18 protein-coding genes are annotated in these 15,825 nt (G+C 61.8%); all 18 read left to right on the forward strand.

Features of this window, described 5'->3' with window-relative positions; translation table 11 throughout:
* Positions 1-7 precede the first annotated feature (7 nt).
* The 18 genes from phnE to PTE31013_RS24050 all read left to right on the forward strand — a co-directional run bounded on the left by phnE (position 8) and on the right by PTE31013_RS24050 (position 15,414).
* Entirely contained in the window at positions 8-1,039 is a 1,032-nt protein-coding gene (gene phnE / locus PTE31013_RS23965) for a phosphonate ABC transporter, permease protein PhnE (protein ID WP_080747452.1), read from the forward strand.
* 26 nt (positions 1,040-1,065) lie between these two features.
* Positions 1,066-1,545 carry a phosphonate C-P lyase system protein PhnG gene (gene phnG, locus PTE31013_RS23970; RefSeq protein WP_003118414.1) on the forward strand — a complete coding sequence of 160 codons (480 nt, stop codon included), beginning with the start codon at positions 1,066-1,068 and terminating at the stop codon, positions 1,543-1,545.
* Positions 1,535-2,122 carry a phosphonate C-P lyase system protein PhnH gene (gene phnH, locus PTE31013_RS23975; RefSeq protein WP_079263529.1) on the forward strand — a complete coding sequence of 196 codons (588 nt, stop codon included), beginning with the start codon at positions 1,535-1,537 and terminating at the stop codon, positions 2,120-2,122. Before phnG ends, phnH begins: the two co-directional genes overlap by 11 nt.
* Positions 2,122-3,243 carry a carbon-phosphorus lyase complex subunit gene (locus PTE31013_RS23980; RefSeq protein WP_034396212.1) on the forward strand — a complete coding sequence of 374 codons (1,122 nt, stop codon included), beginning with the start codon at positions 2,122-2,124 and terminating at the stop codon, positions 3,241-3,243. Before phnH ends, PTE31013_RS23980 begins: the two co-directional genes overlap by 1 nt.
* Positions 3,240-4,145 (forward strand): alpha-D-ribose 1-methylphosphonate 5-phosphate C-P-lyase PhnJ, encoded by a 906-nt coding sequence (locus tag PTE31013_RS23985; protein ID WP_003118411.1) that lies wholly within the window; start codon positions 3,240-3,242, stop codon positions 4,143-4,145. Before PTE31013_RS23980 ends, PTE31013_RS23985 begins: the two co-directional genes overlap by 4 nt.
* Positions 4,142-4,972 (forward strand): ATP-binding cassette domain-containing protein, encoded by an 831-nt coding sequence (locus PTE31013_RS23990; RefSeq protein ID WP_034396209.1) that lies wholly within the window; start codon positions 4,142-4,144, stop codon positions 4,970-4,972. Before PTE31013_RS23985 ends, PTE31013_RS23990 begins: the two co-directional genes overlap by 4 nt.
* 13 nt (positions 4,973-4,985) lie before the next feature.
* Entirely contained in the window at positions 4,986-5,711 is a 726-nt protein-coding gene (phnL, locus tag PTE31013_RS23995; RefSeq protein WP_003118408.1) for a phosphonate C-P lyase system protein PhnL, read from the forward strand.
* Positions 5,708-6,862, forward strand: a complete 1,155-nt coding sequence (locus PTE31013_RS24000; protein ID WP_003118407.1) for an alpha-D-ribose 1-methylphosphonate 5-triphosphate diphosphatase — start codon at positions 5,708-5,710, stop codon at positions 6,860-6,862. Before phnL ends, PTE31013_RS24000 begins: the two co-directional genes overlap by 4 nt.
* Positions 6,863-6,875: 13 nt before the next feature.
* Positions 6,876-7,445: a phosphonate metabolism protein/1,5-bisphosphokinase (PRPP-forming) PhnN gene (gene phnN / locus PTE31013_RS24005; protein ID WP_003118406.1), complete on the forward strand. Its 570-nt coding sequence runs from the start codon at positions 6,876-6,878 to the stop codon at positions 7,443-7,445.
* A complete protein-coding gene (gene phnP / locus PTE31013_RS24010) occupies positions 7,436-8,203 on the forward strand; it encodes a phosphonate metabolism protein PhnP (protein WP_003118405.1) in 768 nt (255 codons plus the stop codon). Before phnN ends, phnP begins: the two co-directional genes overlap by 10 nt.
* On the forward strand, positions 8,200-9,048 hold the full coding sequence (locus PTE31013_RS24015; RefSeq protein ID WP_023121731.1) for a DMT family transporter: 849 nt from the start codon (positions 8,200-8,202) through the stop codon (positions 9,046-9,048). Before phnP ends, PTE31013_RS24015 begins: the two co-directional genes overlap by 4 nt.
* A 79-nt stretch (positions 9,049-9,127) precedes the next feature.
* Positions 9,128-10,462, forward strand: a complete 1,335-nt coding sequence (locus tag PTE31013_RS24020; protein WP_003118403.1) for a site-specific integrase — start codon at positions 9,128-9,130, stop codon at positions 10,460-10,462.
* 56 nt (positions 10,463-10,518) lie between these two features.
* A complete protein-coding gene (locus PTE31013_RS24025) occupies positions 10,519-13,506 on the forward strand; it encodes a Tn3 family transposase (RefSeq protein ID WP_034396199.1) in 2,988 nt (995 codons plus the stop codon).
* 145 nt (positions 13,507-13,651) lie between these two features.
* On the forward strand, positions 13,652-13,906 hold the full coding sequence (locus PTE31013_RS24030; RefSeq protein ID WP_150615136.1) for an AbrB/MazE/SpoVT family DNA-binding domain-containing protein: 255 nt from the start codon (positions 13,652-13,654) through the stop codon (positions 13,904-13,906).
* Positions 13,906-14,268 (forward strand): type II toxin-antitoxin system PemK/MazF family toxin, encoded by a 363-nt coding sequence (locus PTE31013_RS24035; protein WP_150615137.1) that lies wholly within the window; start codon positions 13,906-13,908, stop codon positions 14,266-14,268. The genes PTE31013_RS24030 and PTE31013_RS24035 overlap by 1 nt, the downstream gene beginning before the upstream one ends.
* 68 nt (positions 14,269-14,336) lie before the next feature.
* Positions 14,337-14,531 (forward strand): YqaE/Pmp3 family membrane protein, encoded by a 195-nt coding sequence (locus PTE31013_RS24040; protein ID WP_150615138.1) that lies wholly within the window; start codon positions 14,337-14,339, stop codon positions 14,529-14,531.
* A 24-nt stretch (positions 14,532-14,555) separates the two neighbouring features.
* Positions 14,556-14,861 carry a hypothetical protein gene (locus PTE31013_RS24045; protein WP_150615139.1) on the forward strand — a complete coding sequence of 102 codons (306 nt, stop codon included), beginning with the start codon at positions 14,556-14,558 and terminating at the stop codon, positions 14,859-14,861.
* A gap of 307 nt (positions 14,862-15,168) precedes the next feature.
* Positions 15,169-15,414 (forward strand): hypothetical protein, encoded by a 246-nt coding sequence (locus tag PTE31013_RS24050; protein WP_150615140.1) that lies wholly within the window; start codon positions 15,169-15,171, stop codon positions 15,412-15,414.
* Positions 15,415-15,825 lie beyond the last annotated feature (411 nt).

The following is a 15,825-nucleotide window of genomic DNA, read 5'->3' on the forward strand; positions in this document are numbered from 1 at the left end:
CGAAGCGATGACCACATCCACACGCCCCATACCCGTGCCGCCCCAGGGCACCGCACTGCACTGGCACCTGAGCGCGCCCTACAACGCCAAACATCTGCTGGTGCTGATCGCCGTCATGGTGCTGTTGTTCGTGACCGGACAACGCACCGAAATGGACCGCATGGTGGCCATGACGGCACAGGCCGTGGCCAAGACCGTGGGCCTGGCTGACGATTCACAAGTCGCGCGCGGCTTGTCGCGCGTCGGTCAAGCCATGTGGCCACCCGCCATCGCAGAAACCGAAGAGGTGGGCCGGATTCAGGACCTGGATCGCCAGAAGCTGCCCCTGTTCTCGCACATCGAGACCCAGGAGCGCGTCGAGCAGAAGATGAATCTGGACACGCTGAAGATGGAAGCCACGACGGAAACCGTCGAAGTGCTGGTCAAGCCGGTCGGCTATGTCTGGACGGTTTTCATCAAGATGATCGAGACCCTGGAGATTGCGCTGTGGGGCACGATCCTGTCGGTGCTGGTGTCGATTCCCCTGGCGTATTTCGCGGCCCGCAACTACAGCCCCAACCGTTTTACCTACACCGCTGCCCGCGGCACCATCAGTCTGCTGCGTTCAGCGCCGGAACTCATCGTCGCTTTGTTCCTGGTGCTGGCCTACGGCTTTGGCCCCATCGCTGGCGTGCTGGCGCTGGGCCTGCATGCGGCCGGCTTCCTGGGCAAGTTCTACGCCGAGGACATCGAGAACGCCGACAAGAAGCCGCAAGAGGCGCTGGAGGCCATCGGCGCGGGCAAGCTCAAGACGCTGTGGTACGGCGTCATCCCCCAGGTCTTGCCGCAATACATCGCCTACACCGCCTACATCCTGGACCGCAACCTGCGCATGGCCACCGTCATCGGTCTGGTGGGCGCGGGCGGCATCGGCCAGGAACTCAAGGGCCGTTTTGACATGTTCCAGTACGGCCATGTCATGACCATCCTGATCGCGATCTTCGTCTTTGTGTTCGTGCTGGACCAGTTGCAGGCGCGCATCCGCGCCAAGCTGATCTGAGGCGACCGCTGACAACAAGGAACAACATGACAAACACTTCTGAAGCACCGGATCGTGCGCAGTGGCTGCGGCTGTGGTCGGCCTTGCCGGCCGCAGCGGTCAAGGCCCTGGCGGCCGATCTGGCGGGCCAGCACCGGGTCGAAGACCTGGCGTTGCCGCAATCCGGTCTGGGCCTGCTGCCGCTGACCGACAGCGCCCTGGGCGATACCTATTTCATCGGTGAGATTCCCTTGGCACAAGCGCATGTGCGGGTCACGACCACCCAAGGGCAGTCGATCGAAGGCGCGGCCATTCTGGTGGACGACCGTGCCGGTGTGGCCCGTTCCATGGCCATCCTGGACGCGGTGCTGGCGGCCCGCATGCCAGGTTGTGAAGCGGCCCTGCGGTTGCTCACCCAGGGTGCGACCGCCGTGGCGGAACAAGGCCGCCAGCGCCGCGCCTTACTCGCGGCCACGCGGGTGGACTTTGCCCTGCTGGGAACGAACGAGGAGGACGATGATGAATGAGACTGGGATGGCGGCGGCACCGGCAGAAGCCGCGTGGCGCATCTGGCAAGCGCCGCGCCAGCAAACGGCGTTTCGCCAGTTGATGACCGCGTTTTCCTATCCGGGCCGCGTGGTGCCACTGGCCGATGGCGCTGAATCGGCGCTCCTGCTGGTGTTGACCACCCTGGTGGACAGCGCCTGTGCGCTGGCCGATCCGCTGCACGCGCTATCAAGCGACGATCTGCGCCGACTGGGCGTGCGCTCGGCCAGTGTGGAGGCGGCCGAGTTCGTGCTGGCCGATGGCAACCGTTTGCTGGAGGCCACGCCGCGCCTGGGATCGCTGGAAAACCCCGAACAAGGCGCGACCGTGGTGATGCGCGTCTCCCGTTTCGGTGAGGGTCCCCATCTGCGGCTCACCGGGCCGGGTATTCAACACGAGCAGGTGCTGCAGGTCAGCGGCATCGATCCGGGCTGGTGGAAGCAACGGTCCGAATGGAATGCCCACTTCCCGCTGGGCGTGGACCTGATTCTGGTGAGCGGGCACGAGGTCGCGGTATTGCCCCGAACCACCCACATCAACCTCAAAGGAGCCCACTGATGGGATACGTTGCCATCAAGGGCGGTGGCCGGGCCATCGCCGGTGCCGAAGCCGCCGTCGAAGCCCTGCGCTGCGCCGAAGGGCCAGCGGGTACGCCGCTCACGCTGTCGGCCATCGAACAGCAGTTGCGGTTGCTGACATCGCGCGTCGTGTCGGAAGGGGGCCTCTACCACCCACGCCTGGCCGCTCTGGCCATCAAACAGATGCAGGGCGACACACTGGAAGCGGCGTTCGCTCTGCGCGCCTACCGCTCCACCAAGCCACGCCTGATGGATGTGCCGGTGCAGGACACGAGCCGCATGCGCCTAATCCGCCGGATTTCGAGCGCTTTCAAGGACATCCCCGGCGGACAGATGCTGGGCCCGACCACCGACTACGCGCTGCGCCTGATGCGTCTGGATTTGGCCAACGAGTCGCCCGAGGACTTTCGCGCGGTCTCGCGGCGGTTTCTGGACGGCGTGGCCGACACCGACCTGCCCGACAGCTTCCCCAAGGTGGTCGATGCCTTGCGTGACGAAGGCTTGCTGCCGCCGCTGACCCGGCGCGCCCATGCGGCGTTCGACATCACCCGCGACCCGCTGGTTTTCCCAGTGCCGCGTTCGGCGGCCCTGGCCACCATGGCACGCGCCGAAACCGGCTCGCTCTTGGCGATTGCGTATTCCAACATGCGTGGCTATGGCGACGTGCACCCCACCATCGCCGAGCTGCGCGTGGGCTATGTGCCGGTGATGCTGCCGCACCCGGTGACAGGCGAGCCCATCGAAGCCGGTGAGGTACTGATGACCGAATGCGAAGTGGTGGCCATGTTTGAGGGTGATGCTACCGACGGCCCACCCACTTTCACCCTAGGCTATGGCGCCTGTTTCGGTCACAACGAAGTCAAGGCCATCGCCATGGCCATCCTCGACCGCGCCCTGCAAAAGGGTATGCGCGACGGTCCCAGCAACCCGTCGGAAGACCCGGAATTCGTGCTGCTGCACGTCGATGGCGTGGATTCGATGGGCTTTGCCAGTCACTACAAGATGCCGCACTACGTGACCTTCCAGTCCGACATGGACCGGCTGCGCACCACGCAGGACAAGGCAACCGCACAACCGACCCAAGAAGGAGCGCCATCATGAACCCGGGCTACGAACTGCCCCTGGACGAGGCGGGCTACAGCTTCGGCTTCCTGGACGAATACGCCAAGCGCGAGGTGCGCCGCACCATCCTCAAGGCGATCAGCATCCCCGGTTACCAGACGCCCTATGCCTCACGCGAAATGCCTATGGGGCGCGGCTTTGGCACCGGCGGTCTGCAGGTTACGCTGTCGCTGATTGGCGAGGGCGACACCCTGAAGGTGATCGACCAGGGCGCGGACGACTCCGTCAACGCGGTGAACCTGCGTCACTTTGTGGAACTGACCTGCCCGGGCGTGGACACCACAGAACACACGCTTGATGCCACTCTGATCCAGTCGCGCCACCGCATTCCGGAAACGCCGCTGACCGAAGCGCAGGTGTTGATCCTGCAAGTGCCGTATCCGGACCCACTGGTGGTGGTGGAACCCTCCGAGGCTCGACGCAAGGTCATGCACGGCGAAGGCGACTATTCGCGGCTGCTGACCAAGCTGTACGAGGACATCGTGCAGTTTGACGAGATCACCATCTCGCACCGCTACCCCACGCGCATCAACGGCCACTATGTGATCGACCCCAGCCCGATCCCGCGCTACGACGTGCCGCAGTTGCACCAGAGCCCGGCGCTGATCCTGCTGGGTGCGGGGCGCGAGAAAAAAATCTATGCGGTGCCGCCGTACACCCGCGCCGACCCGCTGGCGTTCGACGACGTGCCATTCCGCACCGAAGACTTCACCAACGAACACGGCCAGCGCCGCGCCTGCGAACGGTGCGGCGCCACCGACAGCTTCCTCGACGAGCTCATTGCCGACGATGGCGGCAAGCACTGGCATTGCTCGGACTCGGATTTTTGCAATAGCCGTATGGCCCGCCAGGCTGAACAAGCTCAGGAGACCACGGTATGAAAAAAATTCTGGAAGTACGCGGACTGACCAAGATCCACGGCCGGGGTTGCGAACTCTGCCTGGAGAGCACTGGCCCCGACATGGACACCAACATCTGCCCACACTGTGGCTCGGTGGTGGCCTGCCACAACATCAGCCTGGACCTGCACGAGGGCGAGATCCTCGGCATCATGGGCGAGTCCGGCAGCGGCAAGTCCACCGTGGTCAAGACGCTGTTCTTCGACGATGCGCCCACCGCTGGTGAAGCCCTGTTTTTTGACGGCGAGCGCCAGTGGGACATGTTCGCGCTCAACGCCGCGCAGCAGCGCTGGCTGCGCAACCACCGCTTTGGCATGGTGTACCAGAACCCGCATCTGGGACTCAATTTCAACGTCTCGGCCGGCGGAAACATTGCCGAGCGCCTGCTGATGAGCGACCTGGCCCACTACGGCGAAATCCGCGAACGGGCGCGCAGCTTGTTGGCGCGCACTGAGGTGTTGGCAGAACGCATGGACGAGTCGCCCAAGAAGTTCTCGGGCGGCATGCAGCAGCGCGTGCAGATCGCCAAGGCACTGGCCACCCAGCCGCCGCTGCTCTACCTCGACGAGGTCACCACCGGCCTGGACCTTTCGGTGCAGGCGCGCATCCTGGACCTGATTCTGGAAATCCAGCAGGAGCTGGGCACCGCCATGATCGTGGTCACCCACGATCTGGGTGTCATCCGCCTGCTGACCGGACGCACGATCGTCATGAAATACGGCCGCGTCATCGAGTCCGGGCTGACCGACCAGATCCTCGAAGACCCCCAGCACGCCTACACCCAGCGCCTGGTCGCGTCGGCTCTCTGAGGAAACCTGAATCATGCAAGAAGCCATCCTCAAAATCGAAGGTCTCTCCAAACAGTTCCAGCTGCACGACCAGAACAAACTGATCCCGTCGTGTGCACAGGTTCAACTGGAGGTGTTTGCCGGCGAGCTGACCGCGCTGATCGGCCCGACCGGCGCCGGCAAATCGTCGGTGCTCAAGGCCATTTACCGCACCTACCTGCCCAGCAGTGGGCGCATCCTTTACCGGGACGCCAACGGTGCCATCACCGATCTGGCCCAGGCCAGCGAACACCGCATGCTGGAGCTGCGCAAGCAGGACCTGGGTTTCGTCACCCAATTTCTGCACTGTCTACCGCGCAAGTCGGCGGTCGAGGTAGTGGCCGAGCCGCTGGTGCAGCGGGGCAGCCCGCGCGAAGCTGCTGCCGAGCGCGCGCGCGAACTGCTGGCCCTGCTCAACGTGCCGGAACGCTTGTGGGCGGTACCACCCGCCACCTTCTCGGGCGGCGAGAAACAGCGCGTCAACCTGGCACGCGGGCTGATCGCCCGGCCTCGGCTGCTGTTGCTTGACGAACCCACGGCCAGCCTAGACCCGTCCACCACCGACCGCGTGGTGGAGCTGTTGAAGTCCATCAAGGCCGAAGGCGTGGCCATGCTGGCCATCTTCCACGACCCCGAACTTGTCCGACGCCTGGCCGATCGCGTCGTAACCCTCACGCCCCCGGTGTCTGCGGCGGCATTGCTGGAGACCTGTGCCTCATGAATCCCATTTTGCTGACCCATGCCCGCGTGGTGTTCCCCACCGAAGTCCGTGACAACGTGGCCATCCTGATCGAAGGCGACACCATCACAGCCATCGACCCGGCCAGCAGCGCAGGTGCCACCGAGATCGACCTGCGCGGTCGCACCCTGATGCCAGGTCTGATCGACCTGCACTGCGACGCAATGGAGAAAGAGGTGGAGCCGCGGCCCGGCGTGCACTTCCCGCTGGAGTTCGCCTGTGCCCAGGCCGACAAGCGCAATGCGGCGGCCGGCATCACGACGGTGTTTCATGCCCTGTCCTTTGCCAACCACGAGCTGGGCGTGCGCAACAACGCCTTCGCCGCCGAGATCGCCCGTTCGATTGGCGACTGGCAGGCCCATGCCCTGATCGACAACCGGGTGCATGTGCGTTACGAGGTGACGGACGAAACGGCGCCGCCGGTGCTGTCGGCGCTGCTGCAGGACGGTCATGCGCACCTCATGTCTTTCATGGATCACAGCCCCGGTCAGGGTCAGTTCCGCGATGTCGAGGCGTACCGCGCCTACCTGGCCAAGACCTACAAGACCGATGAGGCGCAGATCGACGACATCCTGGCGCGCAAAGCCGGGGCCGCACAGGGCGCCATGCGGCGCATGGAGCAGCTTGCGGAACTGGCCCGTGCGTGCGGCGTGTCCATTGCCAGCCACGACGACGACAGCCCGCAGAAAGTGGCGACCGTCAAGGCCCTGGGCGCTGTGGTGTCGGAGTTTCCGGTGAACCTGGAGACGGCACAGGCCGCCCGTGCACAAGGCCTGGCCACCTTGTTTGGCGCTCCCAACATCCTGCGCGGCAAGTCCCAGTCGGGCAACATGCGTGCCCTCGATGCCGTGCTGGCCGGTGTCGCCGACTGCCTGTGCGGTGACTACTCGCCAGCGGCGCTGTTGCCGTCGGTCATGCGCTTGCCCGATCTGGCCGGCATCCCCCTGGCCGAGGCTGTGGCCCTCGTCACGTGCAACCCAGCTCGTGCTGCAGGTTTGCACGACCGGGGCGAGATCGCCGTGGGCAAGCGCGCAGACCTGATTGCGGTCAAAACCATGGGCGGACTGCCACAGGCCGAGCGGGTCTGGTCGGGCGGTAAAGCTTCGCTGGTCGCGCATTTTGACCACGCCTGAGAGGGACTGGCACATGCGAACTCGCCTCATCTACGTGGTCGGCGCCTCGGGCAGCGGCAAGGACACGCTCATGGGCCATGCCCGCCAGAAGCTGGCGGGTGATCCCAGGGTGTGTTTTGCCCATCGCTACATCACCCGACCCGCAACGGCAGGCGGCGAAAACCATGTGGCCTTGACCACGGAGGAATTCACCGCTCGCCAGAACGGCAAGCTCTTTGCCATGCACTGGTCCAGCCACGGCCTGCATTACGGAATCGGCATCGAGATCAACCAGTGGCTGGGCAAAGGCATCACGGTGGTGATCAACGGCTCGCGGGAATACCTGGACGAGGCCCGCCAACGTTACCCGGAGCTGCTGCCGGTGACGATTGACGTGGCCACCACCGTGCTGCGTGATCGGCTGCTGGCCCGTGGCCGCGAGGATGCCGAATCCATTGAGCAGCGCCTGCACCGCCATGAAACGTTGCGCCTGCAGCCCGTGCCCGGTGTGCTCATCCAGAACAACGGACCCGTCGAGGTGGCCGGCGAAGCGCTGATCCGGTTGATCGCAGAACACACCCAAGGAGCGCCAGTATGCGTGTGAGTTTTCTGGGCACGGGCGCTGCGGGCGGGGTTCCGCTCTACGGTTGCACCTGCCGGGCCTGTGAACGCGCAAGGACCGAGCCACACTTCGTCCGCCGCCCTTGCAGCGCCCTGATTGAATCCGGAGGTACCCGGGTGCTACTGGATGCCGGGCTGATGGACCTTCACGAACGGTTTGCGCCGGGTAGCCTGGACGCGATTGTTCTCACGCACTACCACCCCGACCACGTGCAGGGACTCTTTCATCTGCGCTGGGGTAAGGGGACGCCCATCACAGTCTATGGCCCACCAGACAGCGAAGGCTGCGCCGATTTGTTCAAGCACCCTGGTGTACTGGCCTTCGAGACGGTGCACAAGTTCGAGGCCTTCACCGTCGGGGCGCTGCGCCTGACGCCCCTGCCGCTGCTTCACTCCAAACCCACGCTGGGCTATGCCATCGAGGGCACCCAGGGCCAACGCTTCGCCTACCTCACAGACACCCTGGGTTTGCCGCCGAAGTCGGCCAAGTTCCTGCGCGCCTGGGGCGACTTTGACATGGCCATCGACTGTTCCTATCCGCCGCACCCGACCCCGAAAAACCACAACGATTGGGACGAAGCACATCGGTGTGCCATCGAATCTGGTGCCCGCATCACCTGGCTCACCCATGCCGGTCATGCGCTGGACGACTGGATGATGGAAGAGACGCCGAGCGTCGCAAGTCATATCCGGCTGGCCCGGGACGGCAGCACGGCCGACATACCGTCCCAAACGCAATGAACGCGCCGCTGGCACTGGCCCTGTCGGTGGCCATGCACGTCACCTGGAACCTGATGGCACGGCATTTGCCCAGGGAATCGAACCCGCTGTGGTGGGTGTTGCTCGCCCATCTGGTGCTGTTTGCGCCCTGGGGGTTCTGGGAGCTGGCGACAACCGTCGTTTGGTCACTGGAGATGACGCTGCTACTGATCGTATCGGCCACTGCGAATGTGGTTTATTTCTCCGGTCTGGCCAGGGCCTACGAGCACGCACCGGTCGCACTGGTCTATCCTCTGGTGCGCAGTTCACCTCTTTTCATTGCGATCTGGGGCACGCTGTTCTTCGGTCAAAATCTCCCGCCCATTGCCTGGCTGGGCATTGGCATCAGCGTGCTGGGCTTGCTCGTCATGGCATCGAGTGCTCAACAGGGGTCGGATCGACGAGCATTCCGATGGGCCATGCTGGCCATGTTGGCGACAAGCGTTTATTCCCTGAGTGACAAGGCGGCCACCGAACACATCCCAAGCTTCATGGGGCTCGTGGGTTTTCTGTCCGTCGGCTACCTGGCATCCTGGATCAGCATGACCTTGCGCATGCATCGGCACACCCGCAGTTGGGTGCCGGCACAGCGCATTGATCTCGCGTCGCTGGCTCTTGGCGGAACCTGTATCGGTCTCGCCTACGCCTTGGTTATCCACGCCATGCGCCAGTTGCCTGCGGCGGAGGTCGTGTCGTACACCAACGCCGGTATCGTGCTCGCTGCAGTTCTCTCCATTTTTTTGTTCAATGACAAAGTCGGATGGCAAAAGAGAATCATGGGGGTCGTGATCATCACGAGTGGTTTGGGGGTGCTTGCCATGAGGTGAGCGACACAATACCAACCATCGCACACCAGCATTCCAACCCGGCTCGCGACCTGCCGGTGAAGTAAAAGCGACTTCCGATATGTCCCAAATTTCCCGATACGTCGAGGCCGCCGAGCGTGACAACACGCGTCGAAGCTATGCCGCAGCCATTCGCCATTTCGAGGTGGAGTGGAAAGGCTTGCTGCCAACGACCGCTGATGCAACCTCCCGTTACCTGGCTGACCACGCGGCCACGCTGGCGATCAGCACCCTCCGTCAGCGGCTCGCCGCGCTCTCGCGCTGGCACATCGACCATGGTTTTGCAGACCCGACCAAGGCACCCTTGGTGCGCCAGGTTCTCAAAGGCATTCGCTCCATTCACTCGGTTGCAGAAAAGCGGGCACGCCCCCTTGAAATCGATGTCGTCCAGCAGATCGATCAATGGCTGGGGGTGGCCATCGGCAACGCAGAACGCAGCGATGACCGATTGGCGCTGCTTCGCCACACCCGCAACCGCAGTTTGCTGCTGCTGGGTTTCTGGCGGGGATTTCGATCGGACGAGTTGGTCAACCTGCGGGTGGAGAACGTGGAAGTCTCGCCTGGCGAAGGGCTGTCGTGCTACCTGAGCCGCAGCAAGGGCGATCGGCAGATGCTGGGCCGCGTATACAAATGTCCGGCGCTGTCCCGCCTGTGTCCTGTGACGGCTTTCACGGCATGGGTCAGTCTGGTCGGCCTGACCCAAGGCCCGGTGTTTCGCAAGATCGACCGCTGGGGGCGAATCGGTCAAGAAGGGCTGCATGCCAACAGCCTGATCCCATTGTTGCGCAGCCTTTTGGCTGAGGCCGGGGTCGCCGCTTCCGAGGCATACAGCAGCCACTCCCTGCGTCGCGGATTTGCCGGTTGGGCTCGCGCCAGCGGTTGGGACATCAAGGAACTCATGGAGTACGTGGGCTGGAAGGATGTCAAATCGGCCATGCGTTATCTGGATGCCTCCGGCAGCGCACTTCAGGCCCGGTTTGAGGCGGGTCTCGCAACACTGGCCCCAGCAGATCGAGCGGATCGGTCACCACCGCCTTCGATGCACGCGCCGGCCGAGCAAACCAAGGAACAGGCCCAGAGGCCCCGTCTGCCTGAGCTCGCAACACCATCGGCAATCCTGCGCGTCACAGTGTTGCTGGCCCGGTTCAGCCCACAATCGCGCGGGCTGACGAGAGGCCGGCGGCTGATCGAGCAGACCTGCTTCGAGCGCTACGCCATGCAGCGCTTGAATACCGAGGGCACACAGTACGAACTGACAGTGCCCTACGAATCCAGGGATTCACTGGAAGAGGCGATTGCCGCTTTGCTCGATGACATGTACCGCATCGCCGAGGACAACCAGTGCCTGCTGGAGGCTGCGTTTCACGAGCCGGCCACCGACTCGTATTGGGACTGAAGGGCTGGGATGATGACGGCGGATGGCACGACGCACCAGCGGGGGAGGCCTCACGAATGACTACGCTTCATGAGACGGCCTATCCCCATCTGAAGCCCGACCCCACTGAGAGGGAGCTGGCAGAACTCTTCACACCCACCGAGGCGGAACGGGCGCTGGTGGCGGGAGTCGGCAAACGGCCTTTACCTCGCGTGGCCGCCCTCATTCACCTGAAGGTTTTCCAGCGCCTGGGGTATTTTCTGACACTGTCCGATGTGCCGCAGGTGATCAGGGAACACGTTGCACAGCACGCGGGTGTTCCGCGGGCGCCAGCGCTGGCGGACCTCAAGCGCTTTGAGGCCTCGGGCTCGCGCATGGTGGTCTTCACAGCATTGCGTCGCTATCTGAACGTCAAACCACTCAACCCGGCGGGGTACGCCTGGCTGGGCGTTGTGGCGGACACCGCGGCCGAGACGAAACACGCCGTGGCCGACATCATCAACGTGATGCTGGAGGAGTTGGTCCACCATCGCTGCGAATTGCCCGCCTTCTCGACGCTGGATCGGATGGCGTTTCGTGCCCGGGAAAAGAGCAACAACCAGCATTTCTCCGCCATCGCTGGGCAACTGACGTCACAGACGAAGACATTGATCGATGGCTTGCTCAAGACGGCCACGGGCGAGTCGGCGTCACCCTGGCAAATGCTCAAGCGCGAGCCCAAGCGGCCCACCAACAAAGAAACACGGACCTACATCCAGCACATCCGGCGTCTGCAGCACCTGGTGGAGCAACTTCCCAAGCCCGACGTGCCCGTGCCCAAGCTCAAGCAGTTCCGGCTGCTGGCGCGCGCGCTCAATGCCACTGAGATGGCTGAACTCAAGCCACAAAAGCGCTATGCGCTGGTGGTGATCTTCATTCGGGCGCAGCATGCCCAATCGCTGGACGACGCTGCCGACCTGTTCATCCGTCTCATGCAGAACCTGGAGAACAATGCCCGGCAGAAACTGTTGTCCTTCCAGCAGGAGCGCGTCCACAAGACCGACATGCTGGTCGGGCAGCTCAAGGACATCCTGGGTGCCTACCAGTTGGTTGGGACCGACACCCAACGCGTCGAAGCCATCAGCACGACCCTGGTGGCCGAAGTGGACGAGCTGCTGAACGAATGCGAACAGCATCTGGCCTATGCCGGGCGCAACCACCTGCCGTTCCTGCTGCAGCCGTACAAGATGGTGCGAGCGCAGCTGCTCAACTGCATCGACATCGCGTCGCCCAAGGCCAGCAGCGAGGACCTGGTGGTGGAGCGGCTGATGGAAGCCCTCTCCAAACTGCGCGACAACCGTGCCGACACCGTACCGCTGGACATGCTGGGCCTGAGTGAAGACACGGATTTGCGCTGGATGTCGGCCCAGTGGAGAAAGCTTGTGCTGGTCAAACCGGCAGGCAAGGGCCGCGCGGAGTCCGTCCGCCGCCGGTATTTTGAGCTGGCCGTCATGCACGCCGTCAAGGACGATCTGAAGTCCGGAGACCTCTTCATCAAGTTCGGGGAGCGCTACGACGACTACCGCGAGCAGTTGGTCGATGACGAAACCTTTGAACGCGAGCTGGGCGACTATGGGCAGGTCACGGGCATCGAGACGGAGCCCGGCGCCTTCGTGTCGAAGCTGAAATCGTCCATGGCGCTGCGAGCCATGGAAATCGATGCCGGATTTCCAGAAAACGCCCATGCTGAAATCGTCGATGGACGCCTGATCCTCAGAAAACCGCCTCGCTCAGACATTGTCGAGGCCGCCGCGCGCATCGACGGCATGATCACCGAGCGGATGGAGGCGGCCAGCATTGTGGACGTGATGATCGACACCGAGCGGTGGCTGGACCTTCACAAGCTGTTTCGTCCGCTGGCGGGGACCGACAGTCGCCTTGAGGACTTGCGCATGCGCGTGATCACGACCTTGTTCTGCTATGGCTGCAACCTGGGACCCGTTCAGACCGCCAAATCGATCAAAGGTCTGAGTCGGCGTCAGATTTCCTGGCTGAACCTGAAATACGTCAGCGAAGACCTTCTGGACAAGGCCATCGTCAAGGTGATTAACGCCTACAACAAGTTCGAACTGCCCGGTTACTGGGGCACCGGCAAACACGCATCGGCCGATGGCACCAAGTGGAACCTGTACGAGCAGAACCTACTGTCCGAGCACCACATCCGCTATGGCGGCTACGGCGGCATCGGCTACTACCATGTCTCCGACAAGTTCATCGCACTGTTCAGTCACTTCATTTCTTGTGGCACCTATGAGGGGATCCACATCCTGGATGGGCTGATGAGCAACGAGTCCGACATTCGGCCCGACACGATCCACGGTGACACGCAGGCACAGAGCTACCCGGTTTTTGCGCTGGCTCACTTGCTTGGCATCCAGCTCATGCCGCGCATCCGAGGCATCCAGGACCTGAAATTCCATCGCCCGCAGGCGGGCACCGTGTACCAGAACATCAATACGCTGTTCAGCGACGTGATCGACTGGCAGTTGATTGAACTGCATCTGCCGGCGATGCTGCGGGTGGCTGTGTCTATCAAGACGGGAAAGATCACGCCATCGGCCATCCTGCGCCGACTTGGCACTTACAGCCGCAAGAACAAGCTGTACTTCGCCTTCGTCGAACTCGGCAAAGTGATCCGGACCATGTTTCTGCTGAGCTACATCGGGGACGTCGGACTGCGCAAGGTGATCCACGCCGAAACCAACAAGAGCGAACAATTCAACGGCTTTGCCGGCTGGTCGTTTTTCGGGGGAGAGGGGATCATTGCCGAAAACATCCGGCACGAGCAGCGCAAGGTCATCAAGTACAACCACCTCGTGGCCAACATGATCATCCTGCACAACGTGGTGGGCATGACACGTGTACTGCGAGAGCTTCGCGACGAAGGCACCGAGATCACGCCGGAGATATTGGGCGGCCTTGCGCCGTTCCGCACGGCCCATATCAACCGATTTGGAGACTACACACTCGACTTCCGCCGGAAGATCGGTCCGCTGGATTTCGAAGTCACCATTATTCCAATATAATCATAAGGTTAGGTTCGTTTCTGCGGTTTTTTACATGAATCCCTGCCGACCCTCTCCATGGATTGAGTTTACCAAGAAGTAGATACGTGTTGAAACGCCAGAGAAATGCGTATATACTTGTTGATACTAAATGGAGGTAATCATCATGGCAAAGACGGCAACACTCACGATTCAACAGTGGGGGAACAGCCTGGCTGTTCGTATTCCCGCTGCAGTCGCGCGCTCAGCACACTTCGAAGTTGGTCTTGAGGTGGAGGTGACCACCGATGAGGTTGGCGTCACCGTAAAGCCTGTTGGTCCTCGGAAGCTCACGCTTGCTGAGAAGCTCGCCAAATTCGACTTGTTAAAGCATGGCGGCGAAGCTATGGCGGCAACCCCAGTTGGCGCGGAGGTTCTTTGATGTCGAAGGTTGCTTGGGCACCGGATCGTGGCGACATCATCTGGATCGACTGTAATCCGCAGGTCGGCAGAGAGATGAAGAACATGCACCCGATGCTTGTTTTGTCGCCCAAGGCGTTTAACGAGACAACGAGCATTGTCATTGGTCTGCCCATGACGACGGCCGAGTACAACGATACCAATCCGTTCGCAATCAAATTCAAGGGACCGAAGAACATCACCAGTTACGTACTTGGCCACCAGCCCAAGTCATTCGACTGGCGCGCTCGCGGTGCGAAGCCTCATCCGTGGAAGCAAGCTCCACAAGAAGTGTTCCTGGCCGCGTGTGAGCAACTGAACCAGATCATTTCGATCTGCGAGTAAGAATCTCGCCTGGCGTGAACGCGCCCTGCGCCGACCGGAAGTCGGCAAGTTTCTGCACGAGGAATGACATGCGTTTGCTGCTTGCTTTAATTCTTCCCTGGCTGCAATTCTTCACGATCGGACGACCGATTGCCGGGGTCATCTGCTTGCTGCTGCAACTCACGATCATCGGCTGGATTCCGGCCGCGATCTGGTCAGTCTATGCGTTGAGCCAGTACAAGACCGACAAGAAGATCGAGCGTGCGCTCGCGAATCGCGGCTGACCTAACGGGAAAACGGGGAATCACATGGAATTGCTTTTGAACGTCGTTGCATTCGCCCTCGTCTTGGTGTTGGTGTCGCTTGTCTGGGATTTTTTCAACAGTGAAGCGAATCCCCGTGTGGCACGACAGGCCGACGAATTCATCCGGCAAGCAAAATCGAAGCCGTTGAAAAGTGGTCAGACTGAACAGCAACTCGCCGTTCAATTGGCTCTTGCTGCTGGTAAAGATTGCGCAGCCTCAATCGTGTACGCGCGCCTCTATGGCGTGACGATTTTTGAGGCGCGAAAGGCCGTGCATCGATTGGTCACGATACGCATCTTGACTTCATGACCACGCACCGGAAAAAGTGATGACCCACATGCGCATGGCTGCATTGATACTGGCTTTAGCTGGATTCGTTGTTGGCATCCTCGCTGCGGTCATCTGGCTTCAAGCGAGTCGCGTCTTTGTCAGCCCTCAGTGGGGCGATAGCGAACCGCGAGACCCGGTGATGTCCCAAGCCGGGTGGATCTTGGGTTTGTTGCAAGCATCGACGGAGTCAGCACGGTTGAACAGGCGGGCGGCGATGTTGACTGCAATAGCAGTGCTGCTAACCACAGTTTCTGGCGTAGCCGGCCTGCTCACATAGGAATGAGCAATGTTTGAGATCAGCTGCGGAATTCTGCTCGTCACGGGTCTAGTCATCGCGGGTTATTCGTGGAAGCGCACCGAAGGGATGATGCTTCTGATGATGGTCTTTCTAAGCTTGGCGATGTGCTGGTCGTTTTCCGTACTCACAAGTGACGGCGCGAAAACGTGGATGTCACCTGAGCTGCTGTTGTGGGTTGCGGGCCTCGCGTGCTTCGCACGAGCCCGCATCATCGATGAAACGAAGCAGGCTTAATCACCGGGAAATTGCGGGGGGGCAACATGCTTGGATCTGACGAATGGAAGGACCGAGTCATCGCGTCGAGTACGACGCTGTGCCCATCCTGTGAGTCACCGCGAGTGACGATGGGAGCGTGCGCGATCGGCAGCAAGACGGTTCATCAGGAGTATGTGTGCGAGTCCTGTCAGCACGAGTTCACGGCATTCTTTGCACTCACTGGTTGCTACCAAGGACATCCGGAAACGTAAGTAACGATCGCTGCCGCTAGGGTTGCGATGAATAGTGGTCAGCGCCTGTTAGGCCGAATTGACGGCAAAGGAACCCGCAAAGACTCCCGGTACCCGACAGTGCGCCGGTTCGTATAACAACGTACTGGCTTCGGATCGACGAGCATACGCGGCTGGTGCATAGCCCCTGGCAGCAGGT

The organism is Pandoraea terrigena (genome assembly GCF_902459705.1).
GTDB classification, from domain to species: Bacteria; Pseudomonadota; Gammaproteobacteria; order Burkholderiales; family Burkholderiaceae; genus Pandoraea; species Pandoraea terrigena.

Bases quoted from the DNA above. Each gene is read 5' to 3' on its own strand.
- phnE (WP_080747452.1), top strand. From the start codon at position 8: ATGACCACATCCACACGCCCCATACCCGTGCCGCCCCAGGGCACCGCA.
- phnG (WP_003118414.1), top strand. From the start codon at position 1,066: ATGACAAACACTTCTGAAGCACCGGATCGTGCGCAGTGGCTGCGGCTG.
- phnH (WP_079263529.1), top strand. From the start codon at position 1,535: ATGATGAATGAGACTGGGATGGCGGCGGCACCGGCAGAAGCCGCGTGG.
- PTE31013_RS23980 (WP_034396212.1), top strand. From the start codon at position 2,122: ATGGGATACGTTGCCATCAAGGGCGGTGGCCGGGCCATCGCCGGTGCC.
- PTE31013_RS23985 (WP_003118411.1), top strand. From the start codon at position 3,240: ATGAACCCGGGCTACGAACTGCCCCTGGACGAGGCGGGCTACAGCTTC.
- PTE31013_RS23990 (WP_034396209.1), top strand. From the start codon at position 4,142: ATGAAAAAAATTCTGGAAGTACGCGGACTGACCAAGATCCACGGCCGG.
- phnL (WP_003118408.1), top strand. From the start codon at position 4,986: ATGCAAGAAGCCATCCTCAAAATCGAAGGTCTCTCCAAACAGTTCCAG.
- PTE31013_RS24000 (WP_003118407.1), top strand. From the start codon at position 5,708: ATGAATCCCATTTTGCTGACCCATGCCCGCGTGGTGTTCCCCACCGAA.
- phnN (WP_003118406.1), top strand. From the start codon at position 6,876: ATGCGAACTCGCCTCATCTACGTGGTCGGCGCCTCGGGCAGCGGCAAG.
- phnP (WP_003118405.1), top strand. From the start codon at position 7,436: ATGCGTGTGAGTTTTCTGGGCACGGGCGCTGCGGGCGGGGTTCCGCTC.
- PTE31013_RS24015 (WP_023121731.1), top strand. From the start codon at position 8,200: ATGAACGCGCCGCTGGCACTGGCCCTGTCGGTGGCCATGCACGTCACC.
- PTE31013_RS24020 (WP_003118403.1), top strand. From the start codon at position 9,128: ATGTCCCAAATTTCCCGATACGTCGAGGCCGCCGAGCGTGACAACACG.
- PTE31013_RS24025 (WP_034396199.1), top strand. From the start codon at position 10,519: ATGACTACGCTTCATGAGACGGCCTATCCCCATCTGAAGCCCGACCCC.
- PTE31013_RS24030 (WP_150615136.1), top strand. From the start codon at position 13,652: ATGGCAAAGACGGCAACACTCACGATTCAACAGTGGGGGAACAGCCTG.
- PTE31013_RS24035 (WP_150615137.1), top strand. From the start codon at position 13,906: ATGTCGAAGGTTGCTTGGGCACCGGATCGTGGCGACATCATCTGGATC.
- PTE31013_RS24040 (WP_150615138.1), top strand. From the start codon at position 14,337: ATGCGTTTGCTGCTTGCTTTAATTCTTCCCTGGCTGCAATTCTTCACG.
- PTE31013_RS24045 (WP_150615139.1), top strand. From the start codon at position 14,556: ATGGAATTGCTTTTGAACGTCGTTGCATTCGCCCTCGTCTTGGTGTTG.
- PTE31013_RS24050 (WP_150615140.1), top strand. From the start codon at position 15,169: ATGTTTGAGATCAGCTGCGGAATTCTGCTCGTCACGGGTCTAGTCATC.